This window comes from Janthinobacterium saanense, from assembly GCF_014200675.1.
In the GTDB taxonomy this organism is placed as follows: Bacteria; Pseudomonadota; Gammaproteobacteria; order Burkholderiales; family Burkholderiaceae_D; genus Janthinobacterium.
Genome location: NZ_JACHCI010000014.1, coordinates 45,499 through 58,176 on the forward strand (window position 1 = coordinate 45,499; position 12,678 = coordinate 58,176).

Below are 12,678 nucleotides of genomic sequence, written 5' to 3' on the forward strand. Positions count from 1 at the left end.
ACGCTCTACTGCACTTTTGACCTGGCCTCGCGACGTAGACGGCGGTAGGCAGACGGCGTCACATCAATGCTGTCGCGCATGGCGCGCGTCAATGCGCTCTGCTCTGAAAAACCGGCAAGCAAGGCGATCTGGGCAATCGTGGCCTTGCTGGTCGTCAATAGTTCGCAGGCGCGGCTCAGGCGCTGCTGCAACAGCCAGGCATGCGGCGTGGTCTGCAATTCCGAGCGGAACAAGGCGTGCAGGCGGCTCACGCTCAAACAGGCGCAGCGCGCCATGGTGTCCGTCGACCACGGCTGGCCCGGATCGCTTTGCACGCGCACCAGCAGCGCGCTCAGGCGCGAGGTGGCTTGCGGCGCATCGAGCAGCAGCGTATCGAGCAGCAACGGCGTCCAGCCCTGGGCCAGGGCTGGCGTCAGCATCTGCTGCTGCGCCATCAAGCCCATGTATTCAATCAATTTTCGCGCCCCCTGGCCAAGCGCCATATACGGTTTATCCAGCAGACGCTGCCAATTGCCAGATGTCACGCTCGCCTCATCCACGTCAAGGATGATGGAACTATTGGCCACCTGGCTATGCTGGGCATGCCAGGCGCCGGACGGTATCACCACACCCTGCTGCGTATCGACCCGCCCTGTCCTGCCCTCTATCTCCAGCAGCAACTGCCCATGCATGGGCAACACCAGCTGCACATAATCATGCCGGTTCGGCGCGCGCAACTCCGCATAACTGCGCAGGCTGAGATCGATGAGAGTGGACGAGGTGCTGGACATGGCGTGGCCGTGTGGCGCGGGGAAGGGTTTATTCTAGCAGTTCAGCCTGCTGCCGGAACAACTTGCGGTAGGCCGACGGTGAAGTCTGCAGGCTGGCCCGAAAATGCTGGCGCAGCGATAATGCCGTGCCGAAACCGGCTTCTTGCGCCACGACATCGATCGATGCCTCGCTTTTTTCCAGCATGCCTTGCGCATGGGTCAGGCGCTGGTTCAGCAGCCATTGTTTAAATGATGTACCCGTGGCTTGGCGGAAATGCCGGGTGAAGTTGCGGCGGCTCATGGCGGCCCGCTCGGCCAGCGCATCGATGTTGTGGTCCATCCCCAGGTTGGCCGTGACGCAGGCCAGCACGTCGGCAAACCGGCCGTCACTGCCGGACACGGGCAGCGGCCACTCGATGAATTGCGCCTGCCCACCCTGGCGATGGGGCGCCACCAGCAAGCGCCGCGCCACCCGGTTGGCCACCTCGGCGCCGGCCAGCTGGCGCAGCAGAAACAAGCAGCAATCGAGGCCCGCCGCCACGCCAGCCGAGGTCAGCACGCCGCCATCGTCGACATACAGCACTTCGCGGTCCACTTTGACTTTGGGATAGCGCACCGCCAGCGCGTCTGCCATATTCCAGTGCGTGGCGGCGATCTTGCCATCCAGCAGCCCCGCCTGCGCGAGTGGAAATGCCCCCAGGCACAGGCCCACCATGCGCGCGCCGCGCACACTGGCAGCACGCAAGGCGTCGAGCAAGGACGGTGATGCATCGCGGCAATCGTCGTGCCAGGCCGGCATGATGATGATATCGGCGCCGTCCAGCCCCTCAAGGCCGAACTCGGGCGTGATGGCAAAGCCGGCTGCCGTGCCCAAGGGCACAGGATCGGCAGCGCAGACGCGCACCTGAAAGCGGGGCAGATCAGGTTCGTTCAACTGGGCGCCAAACACCAGGCAAGGCACGGACAGGTGAAACGGCGTCATGCCATCAAAGGCGATCACGGCCACGGTCAGGGGAGTGTGTATATTCAGCATGGCCCGATTCTATCTCATAATGGCCTTCAGGCCACTCGCCGGCGACAGCGCGCCGTCCCACAATGTGGCTATCAACTTTTAAACCGGACTTTTCAAGGAGAACTCCCATGTCCCCAGCCCCAGCTCCACGCCGCGCCCTGCTCGTCATCGATGTGCAAAATGAATACTTTACGGGCAATATGCCCATCGAATACCCGTCCGTGGATATTTCCCTGCCAAATATCAGCAAGGCCATGAACGCAGCGCGCGCCGCCGGCGTGCCCGTGATCGTGGTCCAGCACGACGCGCCATCCGACTCGCCGGTGTTTGCCAAGGGCAGCGACAACTGGCAGTTGCACCCGGCCGTGGCCAGCTTTGCCGCCGACCACCACATCAACAAAAGCATGAGCAGCGCCTTTGCCGGCACCGACCTGGCGGCCTGGCTGGCCCAGCACAATATCGACACCTTGAGCATCGTCGGCTACATGACGCATAACTGCAACGCAGCCGCCATCTTTCACGCGGTCCACAACGGTTTGCACGTGGAAACACTCAGCGACGCGACCGGCTCGCTGCCCTACGCCAATGCGGCCGGCCAGGCCAGCGCCGAAGAAATCCACCGCGTCTTCAGCACGGTCTTCCATTCCAACTTCGCGCCCGTGGTCAGCACGCAAGAATGGATCGCGGCCGTGCAGCAAGGCAATCCTTTGGAGAGGGACAATATTTACCTGTCGAACCAGCGCGCCCGGACCGCAGCTTGAGTTTTAAAAGCGCCGGTGCCCGTCATCGGGCTCGCAGCGGCCGCTGAACTTGATCATGCCGTCGACCGTGATCACGCCGCTGCGGCGGTTGATCACGAGGGTGGGCCGGTTCAGGCTATTGAGCTGGAAGCGGCCGCGTATTTCATCGTGGCCGACAATCAGATCCATCACATCCCACCAGCCATTATTGCTGTCCGAGTGGATCGGCGGCACCAGTTGCTTCGGCAAGTGGATCTGGGCGGCACTACCGTGCACCGAGACATTGACGGCCGTATCGAAATTGCTCTTGCCCGTTTCAATCGCCGATTTCTGCACGTATTGGTGCTTGTCATTGTCCCATTCCATGCCGGAACGGTTCTGCACGATGGTTTTTTCCGCTTCGCCGTAACACACCAGCTGGATATCATCGCCGCGCTCGGCGCGCTCATATTGTCCATCCGCTTGCGCGGCCAGGGCCATGGCGATCAAAAGAGTGGAAACGGCTGTCATCGGGAGCCTCCTGGTGAGTCTGTCACGACAAATTATCAGATAATTAATCCTAACATAGAAAAAGCCATGGCACTGTCAAGTGTGGAACTCTCCCGGCGTTGCCTTCAATACTGTTCGACCGGTCTGATCAGTCAGACCTCAGCCTTGCAGGAAGATTCCCCATTTATTGCGGACAGGGCCATTCTGAATGGTTCCCTGGTATCGCGCGCCATCGTCATTCAGGGCTACACAACATGATGCAAGGCCCGAAGCTTCTGTCCAGAAGCACCTTTATTGAGCGGTATTGGTGTCACAGTGTGTTATCTGGATAAAAAAATGATTGCGGTATCATATTAATTCCACAATGAACCAGGGACACGACATGGGGCGCCGCTCAGGATTTGAAGGATTCATCCGCGCTACAGGCAGAGCCATCGCAGCTGCGGAGAGGGAAAGGAAGCGACAAGAGCGAGGCGCCGCAACGATGCAGCGCGTTTATGAGCGCAAGCAGCGGATGGCCGCTGCGCAATCCCTGCGTGATATAAAGGCTTCAGAAAAACAGGCAAAGATCGACTATCTGGAATTAAGGCAGCAAGAGGTCGCAGACCTGAACGATGAAATTGAGGATTGCCTGGCTAGTTTGCGTGGCGTGCTGGCTCACACTCTTGCTGTTGATGATACGATTAATTTTGATCGTCTTCGGCCAACGGAAAAATTCGCCCCTTTTGAAATATCGCCCCGCTTGCGCAGTAGCTCAAGTCCAGAGCGGGTTCTGCACCAACCTCCTCCCGCGTGGTCAACATTCATACCTCATGTAGCCAGGCGTCATGAATTGCAGGAAAAAACCGCAACAGAAAATTATAACAAGCAGTTGTTAGCATTCAACATACAGGAGATCGCAAAGAATTTCTTCAGGGAGCAGGAGCGCCATGAATATGACGCGCGAAAAGCAGCTTTTTATGCGGCCCAATCAGAGCGGAATAGCGAGATCGATCAATTCAAGGCGGATTATTTCTCACACGACCGCGATGCCCTGGTCACTTACTGTGAAATGGTGCTATCCAGGTCAGAGTATCCCGTCAACGATTTCCCTCAACAATTTCGTCTGGCCTTCGACCCGCAAAACGGTACATTGGCTGTTGAGTACGACTTGCCATTGATTTCGATAGTCCCTGCCACCATCGAATTTCGCCACATAAAAAGCAAAGACAGTATCGAACCCAAAGTGCGTAAGCCCGCAGATATCCAGGGCATTTACCGGCAACTGATCGCGGAAATTGCCTTGCGCACCATGCACGAGCTCTTCGAAGCCGATCAGGCATTGGCGATCCAGGTGCTCTCATTTACCGGCATCATTGATACGCATGATCCGGCGACAGGCCACGATACCCGCGTGCCTGTCATTTCGGTGCGTGCAGCACGCGATACTTTTATAATGATTAATTTGCACCGCGCCGATCCTGTCGCATGCTTGCGTACCCTGGGTGCACATATTTCTGCCCGTCCCGCTGAACTGCTCGCAGTCAAACCGGTCATCGAATTTAATATGGTCGATAAGCGATTTGTTTTGCAGGGCGATGCATTGAATGAGTTGGAAAACCGGGCAAATTTACTTGAACTCACTCCAACACAGTTTGAGGTTCTGGTTGCAAATTTATTTGGGAAAATGGGACTGGAGACCAAGCTCACTTGCAGCTCACGGGACGGTGGGGTGGACGCCGTGGCATTTGATATCCGGCCTGTCCTCGGTGGAAAAGTTGTTATTCAGGCCAAACGATATAAAGATACCGTAGGTGTGAGTGCAGTGCGAGATCTATACGGGACCATGTTAAATGAAGGAGCAAACAAGGGCATCCTGGTCACAACCAGCAAATATGGCCCCGACGCCTATACTTTCTCGGCCGATAAGCCGATCGAACTGATAGACGGCTCAGCTTTACTATACCTGCTGCGAGAGCACGCTGATGTGCATGCCAGGATTGTTCCGGTCAGCTAGTTCATACAGAAAAGCACAGGTATGATGTTGCCATTCCCTGTACCCGATCAAAGATGCACAAACTCATACTGCTGACCTTGGCCGCTGCCGGCACCTTTCTGCTGGCCACCGGCGCCCTCGTTGCCACGGGCCTGCACGACCAGCTGGCGCAAGCCGACATGATCGTCGTGCCCGGCAACACCATCGCGCCCGATGGCCGGCCCAGCCCTCGCCTGCAGGCGCGGCTCGATGTGGCCTTGAAGCAATTCCGGGAACGGCGCTCGCCGCGCCTGTTTGTCAGCGGCGGCACCGGCAAGGAAGGTTTTGACGAGGCAGCCTCGATGGCCAGTTACCTGCGCAAGCAGGGCGTGCCGGATAGCGCCATCATCGAGGATAATCAAGGCTGGACCACGGAGGCGACTGCCCGCAACGCGGCAACGTACTTGCGCAGCCATGGCTTGCAGACGGCCATGGTGGCGACCCAGTATTTCCATGTGCCACGCTTCAGGCTGGCGCTGGAACGGGCCGGCATCGCCGTCAGCGGCAATGTGCATGCGCCCTACTTCGAGCTGCGCGACCTGTATTCGGTTCCGCGCGAAACGGTGGCGTACGCCGTGTATTACACGAAGCCTTAACTTCCTGCGCTCCAGTCGCGCGAACGATCCACGGCGCGCTGCCACTTATGCAGGCGCGCCAGGCGTTCATCGGCTCCCATGGCTGGCTCGAAACGCCGCGCCACCTGCCATTGGGACGCGATTTCTTCTTCGGAATCCCAGAAACCCACGGCCAGACCCGCCAGGTAGGCCGCGCCCAGGGCGGTGGTTTCCGTCACCACGGGGCGCACCACGGGCACATTTAATATGTCGGCCTGGAATTGCATCAGCATATCGTTGCGGGCCGCGCCGCCATCGACGCGCAATTCGCTCAGCGCAATGCCGGCGTCATCCTGCATGGCGGACAATACGTCCACGTTTTGATAGGCCACGCCTTCCAGCGCGGCGCGCGCGATGTGGGCTTTCCCCGTGCCGCGCGTGATGCCGATCAAGGTGCCGCGCGCATACGGGTCCCAGTACGGCGCGCCCAGGCCGGCAAATGCAGGCACGAACACCAGGCCGCCGGTATCGGGCACGCTGGTGGCCAGCGCTTCCACTTCGGACGAGTCGCGGATGATGCCCAGGCCGTCGCGCATCCATTGCACGGCTGCGCCGGCGATAAAGGCGCTGCCTTCCAGCAGATAATCTGTGCTGCCCCTGGCTTCGCTCAAGCTCCAGCCCACGGTCGTCAAGAGCCGGTTTTTCGATGGCAGCGGCTGCTTGCCCACATTCATCAGCATGAAACAGCCCGTGCCATAGGTATTTTTCGCCATGCCGGGCTGCAAGCAAGCCTGGCCAAAGGTGGCCGCCTGCTGGTCGCCGGCGATGCCGGCAATCGGCACGGGTACACCCAAGAGCGCCGCATGCGTGTGCGCGGCCACGCCGCTCGACGGCAGCACATCGGGCAATAGCGAGGCGGGAATCTCCAGCAGCGCCAGCAAATCCGCATCCCATTGCAGGGTGTGAATATTGAACAGCATGGTGCGCGAGGCATTGCTGGTGTCGGTGATGTGCGCGCCGCTCAGCTTGTAGATCAGCCAGGTATCGATGGTGCCGAACGCCAGTTCGCCGCGTTCGGCGCGCGCGCGGGCGCCCGGCACGTGATCGAGCAGCCATTTCAGCTTGGTGGCGGAAAAATACGCATCCAGCACCAGCCCCGTCTTTTGCTGTATCGACTGCGCCTTGCCCTGCGCCAGCAGTTGCTCGCAGAACGCGGCATTGCGCCGGTCTTGCCAGACGATCGCATTGGCGACGGGCTCGCCCGTGGCCCGGTCCCACAACACGGTAGTTTCGCGCTGGTTGGCCACGCCGATGGCGGCGATATCGCTGGCCGCCACGCCGCTGTCGCGCATCAGCTGTTGCAGCACCGCCAGTTGCGAGCTCCAGATTTCATTGGAGTCGTGCTCTACCCAGCCCGGCTGCGGGAATAGTTGGCGAAATTCCTGCTGCGCGCTGGCGTGCGGCCGGCCTGCATGGTCGAACAGGATGGCGCGCGAACTGGTGGTTCCCTGGTCCAGGGCAAGTATGTATTGAGTCATGGGTATTATGTGTTCTTGTATGGATGATCTTGTAGCCAGCTTTCCAGTCTGGCAGCCGTCTCGGGCGGCAGATGCAGGCCCAGCTTGGAGCGCCGCCACAGTATATCGTCGGCGCTCACGGCCCATTCGTGGCGCTGCAGATAGTCCACTTCAGCCGCATACAGGCTGGCGGCAATTTCCTCGCCCATCTCGGGCACACTGCTGCGGCCGGCCAGCAGCACATGGGTGCGGCTGCCATAAGCGCGCGCGTAACGGGCCACCAGCGCAGCCGGCAGCCAGCCATATTGCCGCTGCAGCGCCAACACGAACTGACCGAATTCGCGCACGGAACGGTTGCTGGGCTCGCTGCCAAACAGGTCGCCACCGGGCAGGCAGGCGTTTTCCGTCCAGGCGCCATGCTTATTGCCCAGCAGCGGCGCCAGCAAGTCCAGCGCTTCTTCGGCCAGCTTGCGGAAGGTGGTGATCTTGCCGCCAAATATGCTCAGCAGCGGCGGGCCATGCCCCTCCTGGTCCAGCTCGAAACGGTAATCGCGCGTGACGGCTTTCGCATCTTCCTGGCTAGCTGCCGCCTCTTCCACCAGCGGACGCAGGCCCGCATAGGTCCAGACCACGTCAGCGGGCACAATCGGCTGGCTGAAATACTCGCTCGACAGTGCACATAGATAGGCAATTTCCGCTGCATCGATTTCCACCCTGGCGCTGTCGCCGTGGTAATCGAGATCGGTGGTGCCGATCAGGGTAAAGTCGTGTTCATACGGAATCGCAAACACGATGCGGCCGTCATGGTGCTGGAAGATGTAGGCATGATCATGCGCAAACAGGCGCTTGACGACAATATGGCTGCCCTTGATCAAACGCACATGCTGGCGGTGGTTGCCGGGCGCGGCCTGCTGTAAAAAATCCGAAGTCCAGGGGCCGGCCGCGTTGACCACGGCGCGCGCCCGCACGGTGGACTGCCTGCCGTCACCGTGCTGCAAGGTCGCCCGCCAGTATTGCCCGTCACGCAGCAAGGCCGTGCAGCGCGTGCGCGTATGGATGCGCGCCCCATGCTCTTTGGCGTCGATGGCGTTGAGTACCACCAGGCGCGCATCGTCGACCCAGCCGTCGGCATACACGAAACCGCGCCTGAACTCGGGTTTCAAGGGCTGGCCCGCCACATGCTTGCGCAAGTCGATGCCATGCGAAGCGGGCAGCAATTCGCGCCGCGCCAGATGATCATATAGAAACAGGCCAGCCCGTATCAGCCAGGCCGGGCGCTGCCCACGGGCGTGCGGCATCACAAAAGACAAGGGCCAGATGATGTGGGGCGCCGAGCGCAGCAGCACTTCGCGCTCGGCCAGCGCCTTGCGCACCAGGCGAAATTCATAATATTCCAGGTAGCGCAAGCCGCCATGTATCAGCTTGGTGGAAGCGGACGAGGTATGCGCCGCCAGGTCATGCTGTTCGCACAGCAGCACTGACAGGCCACGCCCGGCCGCATCGCGCGCAATGCCGGCGCCATTGATGCCGCCGCCCACCACCAGCAGCTCGCAGTCACTTTCCAGGGGAACTGCTTCATCGTACGGTGTTGCGGCCATCTGGACTCCATGATTGCCTGTGGCAGGCAGAAAGAAGGAGGTTACGCCAGAACACGAATACTCAGCAACACATTCTCCATACGCGTTGCCCGCATCGCCACCCGCCGCCGTGATCAGAAAGCGCCATGAAAGCTTGATGGATAGCCCAAGATGATGTTACAATAGATACAACATGCATTATTTTTTTAATCTTGCTATCTGGCAATACAGTTATATAAATGATATTTGTCTTAAGTGCATCTTAAGTAAAGAAAATAAAGATCCGCATGAAACGTTGTAATTCTTGTCAAATCAGTGAGAAATAACTCGCAATATGACTGTTCCCCAACAAACCACTCGACAGCAAAAGCGCGAAGGCCCCAACCCCGCCGGTTGCGCCGCGAAGTGAAGGAAATAAAATGAGCCATAATTTTGAAGCGGCCGTCATGCCGCCTGCCTCCCGCCCGAATACGGCCTCTGTCAGCGAACTGGAAGCACACCTGGGATACTGGCTGCGCTTTGTTTCCAATCACGTTTCGCACAGCTTCCAGAAAAAAGCCGAAGCCAATGGCGTTACCGTTTCCGAATGGGTGGTTTTGCGGGAAATGTTCCGCCTGGGCTGCACCTCGCCCACTGTGCTGGCGCAAGTGGCCGGCATGAGCAAGGGCGCCGTGTCAAAACTGATCGATCGCCTGGAAAGCAAGGGCATGGTCAGCAAATCGATCTTGCTGGCCGACCGCCGCCAGCACTCGATCGAGCTGACCAGCGAAGGCGAGGCGCTGGTGCCGGTGCTGGCCGGCATCGCCGACCAGAACGACGAGGAATTCTTTGGCAAGCTGCCCCAGCAATTGCGTGAGGACTTGCTCGAAGCGCTGAAGGAAGTGGCGCGCACGCACCAATTGAAGAGCGTCCCGCTCAATTAAAAGCGGAACAGCCGTGCCGGCGTATCGTGCAGCACCACCTGGCGCTGCGCCAGATCCGGCAGCCAGCTTTCCATCAGCCTGAACTCGGTATCGTAATGCGCGGTTTTCTCGAACAGCGTATGCGGCCAGTCGCTGCCCCATATCAACCGCTCCGCACCAAATTCACGCAATAGCAAGGGCATCGCGGCCAGCGCCGTTTCTTCGCCGCGGCCACCAGGGCCGTTGCGGTAGGCGCCAGACAGCTTGACCCAGACGCGCCGCGTCTGCCCCAGCGACAGCAGATAGCGAAAGCCGGGATCATTGACGCCCAGCATGGCGCTGGGGCGGCCAAAATGGTCGACCACCACTTTTACACCAGCGGCCAGCAAGGGCGCCAGCACCGGTTTTAGTTCCTGCGCTATCTGGTGCACCTCGACTTGCCAATCGCGCAACCTCACCTGTTCCAGCAATTCCGGCCAGCCAGGGCTGGCAAAGTCGGGCGCCGGCAAGCCGACCAGGTTCAGGCGGATGCCGACCACGCCAGCACCCTGCAAGGCGTCGAGTTCTTGCACCGATACGCCGGGCGCCACCACGGCGATGCCGCGCAAGCGCCGGGGATGGGCGCGCAATACGCTGACCAGATAGCTATTGTCGAGACCGAGAAAACTGGGTTGCACCAGCACTCCGTGCGACATGCCGTGGGCATCCAGCAAACCCAGATAAGCGGCCGGCGTCGCATCGTAGCCGGCTGGTGCGCGGCGCGGGTCCGGCATCGGCAGGCTGTGCAGGAATACATGGGCATGGCAATCGATAGCGGTCATGGAAGTCATTCTTTGCGTGGTCGCGCATCCGGCCAGGGGCGCAAGCGCCATCCCTGCAGCCGAACACATCAGGGTAAAAGTAAAATCGCGTCGCGTCGTCATCGTGATCACTCGATTGAGGTTTTAATGGGAAGCCACCGCGTCAAGCGTGCCATCGAGCTTCTTGCCCATGGTTTCAGGCAGCAGCAAGACGGTGATCACCACCAGGCCGTAGGCGATGGCGGCGTCGATGCCGATCGCCTCGCCCAGCGGCATGGAGCGGCTCATATAGCCGACCAGCAGCGGGAAACCGGCCGAGGCGATGCGGCCAAAGTTGTAGCAAAAGCCCACGCCGGCGCCCCGTATCGCGGCGGGATACAGTTCATTGAACAGCGCGCCCAGGCTGGCCGGTATGCCGGCGGCAAAGAAGCCCAGCGGAAAGCCGAGAAATAACATGGCCGTATTGCCCATCGGGATCAGCAGATACACCAGCACGGTAATCGTCGAGCAGACGGCGAACAGGGCCACGTTGCGGCGCCGGCCTATGCGGTCGAGCAATTGCGCACTGGCAATGCAACCGAGCCAGAAGGCGGCGATGATTACCGCCAGGTAGCCGCCGGTGCCCAGCACCGACAGATGGCGTTCCGTGCCCAGGTAAGTCGGCAGCCAGGTCATCAGCGCGTAATAGCCGCCGTGGGCGCCCATGCCCAGCAGGCTGCCGATCACGGTGGTTTTCAGCAGCGCCGGAGAAAAGATGCCGACCAGCGCCACCTTGTCTTTGGATGGAGGAAGGACAATCTTGGCCGGCTCGGGTATCGAACGGCGCACATACACCACCAGCAAGGCGGGCAGCAGGCCCAGCATGAACATGGCGCGCCAGGCCAGGTCCGGCGACAACCAGGAAAACAGTATCGTGTAGAGGATCACGGCAGCGGCCCAGCCTACCGCCCACGCGCTTTGCACGGTGCCCATGGCCTTGCCGCGATGCTCGCTGCGCACCGATTCAGCCATCAGCACGGCGCCAGCGGCCCACTCGCCGCCGAAACCAAAGCCTTGCAAGGCTTTCAGCACGATCAATTGCGGGAAGGTTTGCGCAAACGAGCATAAAAACGTGAACAGGGAAAACCAGACGATGGTCAGTTGCAAGGTGCGCACGCGGCCAAGGCGGTCCGAGACAGCGCCGATCACCCAGCCGCCCAGCGCCGACGAGACCAAGGTCGCGGCGCTGATCATGCCGGCCTGCCCTTTATCCAGGCCAAAGGCGGCGATCAGCGCGGGAATGGCGAGGGTAAAAATCTGTACATCGAGCGCATCGAGCGCCCAGCCGCTGAAGCAGGCCCAGAACGTCTTGCGTTCCAGCGCGGATACCTGCCGATACCAGTTAAACATTGTGTCTCCTCAATTTCATACGACAAGATGGCCTGTCTGTTTTTATTAAATCATATAAACATATAGATGTTTGAACGAATCTTAGGCCGGGAAATTGGCTTTGTCAATCAACTTCAGCGGCCGCCGCAGGATGGACTGGCAGCCCATATCCAGATACAGTGCTGAGCATTCACCCCTTATTCACGTCCAGCCCATGATGAAACACACCATTCCCGCCCACGATGACCGTTTGCCCCTGTACCAGCGTCTGCGCGATGACATGCTGGCCAGGATTGCTGGCGGCGAATGGCAAACGGGCGTGGCGATACCCACTGAAATTGAATTGACCAGGCTGTATGGGGTGGCGATAGGTACGGTGCGCAAGGCGGTGGAAACGCTGGTGGCCGATGGCATGCTGGAACGCAACCAGGGACGCGGCACGTTCATCCGCCGGCCCAGTTTTGACAGTTCCTTGTTCCGCTTTTTCCGTCATCAAGTCAGGCAAGGCCAGCCGGTCGTGCCGCAAAGCCGCATCCTGGAACGCAGCCTGACCACGCCGCCGGCGTTTGTCGTGAGCGCGCTGGGACTGGCAAAAAAAGCGCAAGCCTTGCGCCTGGAGCGCTTGCGCCTGGTCGATGGCAAACCCGTGCTGCTGGAAGAAATCTGGCTGCCGCACACCCCGTTTGCCGCGCTGCTGAAGGTCGAGGTGGAAGACTTCCCCGATTTGCTGTATCCGTTTTATGAAGCGCGCTGCGGCAAGGTGATCGCTTCGGCGCAGGAAACGCTGACGGTCGCTTCCGCCGATGAGGACGAGGCCCGCTTACTTGCAATCCAGGCGGGCCAGCCGGTGGTGATCATCGAGCGCCTGGCGCTGGGCTACGACCGCCAGCCGCTGGAATGGCGCCGCTCGCGGGGGCCGGCCGATGGTTTCCGCTACCAGGTAGAGATACGTTAAG

The 12,678-nt window shown here is 60.1% G+C and carries 12 protein-coding genes; 5 read left to right on the forward strand and 7 right to left on the reverse strand.

Features of this window, described 5'->3' with window-relative positions; translation table 11 throughout:
- Window positions 1–5: 5 nt before the first annotated feature.
- Complete coding sequence (locus HDE72_RS18345; protein ID WP_183743570.1) at window positions 6–770, reverse strand: AraC family transcriptional regulator; 765 nt, start codon at window positions 768–770, stop codon at window positions 6–8.
- Window positions 771–798: 28 nt separating this feature from the next.
- Window positions 799–1,761 (reverse strand): GlxA family transcriptional regulator, encoded by a 963-nt coding sequence (locus HDE72_RS18350; RefSeq protein WP_409254974.1) that lies wholly within the window; start codon window positions 1,759–1,761, stop codon window positions 799–801.
- 128 nt (window positions 1,762–1,889) lie between these two features.
- On the opposite strand from HDE72_RS18350, the gene HDE72_RS18355 reads away from it, so the two are divergent.
- Window positions 1,890–2,522 carry a cysteine hydrolase family protein gene (locus tag HDE72_RS18355; RefSeq protein ID WP_183743574.1) on the forward strand — a complete coding sequence of 211 codons (633 nt, stop codon included), beginning with the start codon at window positions 1,890–1,892 and terminating at the stop codon, window positions 2,520–2,522.
- A gap of 3 nt (window positions 2,523–2,525) precedes the next feature.
- Here HDE72_RS18355 and HDE72_RS18360 read toward each other — a convergent pair whose 3' ends face one another.
- The gene (locus HDE72_RS18360; protein ID WP_183743576.1) at window positions 2,526–3,011 is read right to left on the reverse strand and encodes a hypothetical protein; all 486 of its coding nucleotides are present in this window, start codon (window positions 3,009–3,011) and stop codon (window positions 2,526–2,528) included.
- 463 nt (window positions 3,012–3,474) lie between these two features.
- Here HDE72_RS18360 and HDE72_RS18365 point away from each other — a divergent pair, with 463 nt between their 5' ends.
- Entirely contained in the window at window positions 3,475–4,986 is a 1,512-nt protein-coding gene (locus tag HDE72_RS18365) for a restriction endonuclease (protein ID WP_260176785.1), read from the forward strand.
- Window positions 4,987–5,039: 53 nt separating this feature from the next.
- Entirely contained in the window at window positions 5,040–5,600 is a 561-nt protein-coding gene (locus HDE72_RS18370) for a YdcF family protein (protein ID WP_183743580.1), read from the forward strand.
- Here the strand turns inward: HDE72_RS18370 and glpK are convergent.
- Both glpK and glpD read right to left on the reverse strand, forming a co-directional pair.
- Window positions 5,597–7,096: a glycerol kinase GlpK gene (gene glpK / locus HDE72_RS18375; RefSeq protein ID WP_183743582.1), complete on the reverse strand. Its 1,500-nt coding sequence runs from the start codon at window positions 7,094–7,096 to the stop codon at window positions 5,597–5,599. The two genes, HDE72_RS18370 and glpK, sit on opposite strands and share 4 nt — an antisense overlap.
- A gap of 5 nt (window positions 7,097–7,101) precedes the next feature.
- The gene (gene glpD / locus HDE72_RS18380) at window positions 7,102–8,673 is read right to left on the reverse strand and encodes a glycerol-3-phosphate dehydrogenase (RefSeq protein ID WP_183743584.1); all 1,572 of its coding nucleotides are present in this window, start codon (window positions 8,671–8,673) and stop codon (window positions 7,102–7,104) included.
- A 398-nt stretch (window positions 8,674–9,071) separates the two neighbouring features.
- Between glpD and HDE72_RS18385 the strand changes: the two genes are divergently transcribed.
- Window positions 9,072–9,575, forward strand: a complete 504-nt coding sequence (locus tag HDE72_RS18385; protein WP_183743586.1) for a MarR family winged helix-turn-helix transcriptional regulator — start codon at window positions 9,072–9,074, stop codon at window positions 9,573–9,575.
- On the opposite strand, the gene HDE72_RS18390 is transcribed toward HDE72_RS18385, so the two are convergent.
- The gene (locus HDE72_RS18390; protein ID WP_183743588.1) at window positions 9,572–10,477 is read right to left on the reverse strand and encodes an amidohydrolase family protein; all 906 of its coding nucleotides are present in this window, start codon (window positions 10,475–10,477) and stop codon (window positions 9,572–9,574) included. The genes HDE72_RS18385 and HDE72_RS18390 overlap by 4 nt on opposite strands.
- Before the next feature lie 21 nt (window positions 10,478–10,498).
- On the reverse strand, window positions 10,499–11,743 hold the full coding sequence (locus tag HDE72_RS18395; protein WP_183743590.1) for an MFS transporter: 1,245 nt from the start codon (window positions 11,741–11,743) through the stop codon (window positions 10,499–10,501).
- Window positions 11,744–11,951: 208 nt separating this feature from the next.
- On the opposite strand from HDE72_RS18395, the gene HDE72_RS18400 reads away from it, so the two are divergent.
- Window positions 11,952–12,677 carry a GntR family transcriptional regulator gene (locus tag HDE72_RS18400; protein ID WP_183743779.1) on the forward strand — a complete coding sequence of 242 codons (726 nt, stop codon included), beginning with the start codon at window positions 11,952–11,954 and terminating at the stop codon, window positions 12,675–12,677.
- Window position 12,678: the final 1 nt, after the last annotated feature.

Coding starts and splice junctions, on each gene's coding strand:
- HDE72_RS18345 (WP_183743570.1), bottom strand. CDS start 770: ATGTCCAGCACCTCGTCCACTCTCATCGATCTCAGCCTGCGCAGTTAT.
- HDE72_RS18355 (WP_183743574.1), top strand. CDS start 1,890: ATGTCCCCAGCCCCAGCTCCACGCCGCGCCCTGCTCGTCATCGATGTG.
- HDE72_RS18360 (WP_183743576.1), bottom strand. CDS start 3,011: ATGACAGCCGTTTCCACTCTTTTGATCGCCATGGCCCTGGCCGCGCAA.
- HDE72_RS18365 (WP_260176785.1), top strand. CDS start 3,475: ATGCAGCGCGTTTATGAGCGCAAGCAGCGGATGGCCGCTGCGCAATCC.
- HDE72_RS18370 (WP_183743580.1), top strand. CDS start 5,040: ATGCACAAACTCATACTGCTGACCTTGGCCGCTGCCGGCACCTTTCTG.
- glpK (WP_183743582.1), bottom strand. CDS start 7,096: ATGACTCAATACATACTTGCCCTGGACCAGGGAACCACCAGTTCGCGC.
- glpD (WP_183743584.1), bottom strand. CDS start 8,673: ATGGCCGCAACACCGTACGATGAAGCAGTTCCCCTGGAAAGTGACTGC.
- HDE72_RS18385 (WP_183743586.1), top strand. CDS start 9,072: ATGAGCCATAATTTTGAAGCGGCCGTCATGCCGCCTGCCTCCCGCCCG.
- HDE72_RS18390 (WP_183743588.1), bottom strand. CDS start 10,477: ATGACGACGCGACGCGATTTTACTTTTACCCTGATGTGTTCGGCTGCA.
- HDE72_RS18395 (WP_183743590.1), bottom strand. CDS start 11,743: ATGTTTAACTGGTATCGGCAGGTATCCGCGCTGGAACGCAAGACGTTC.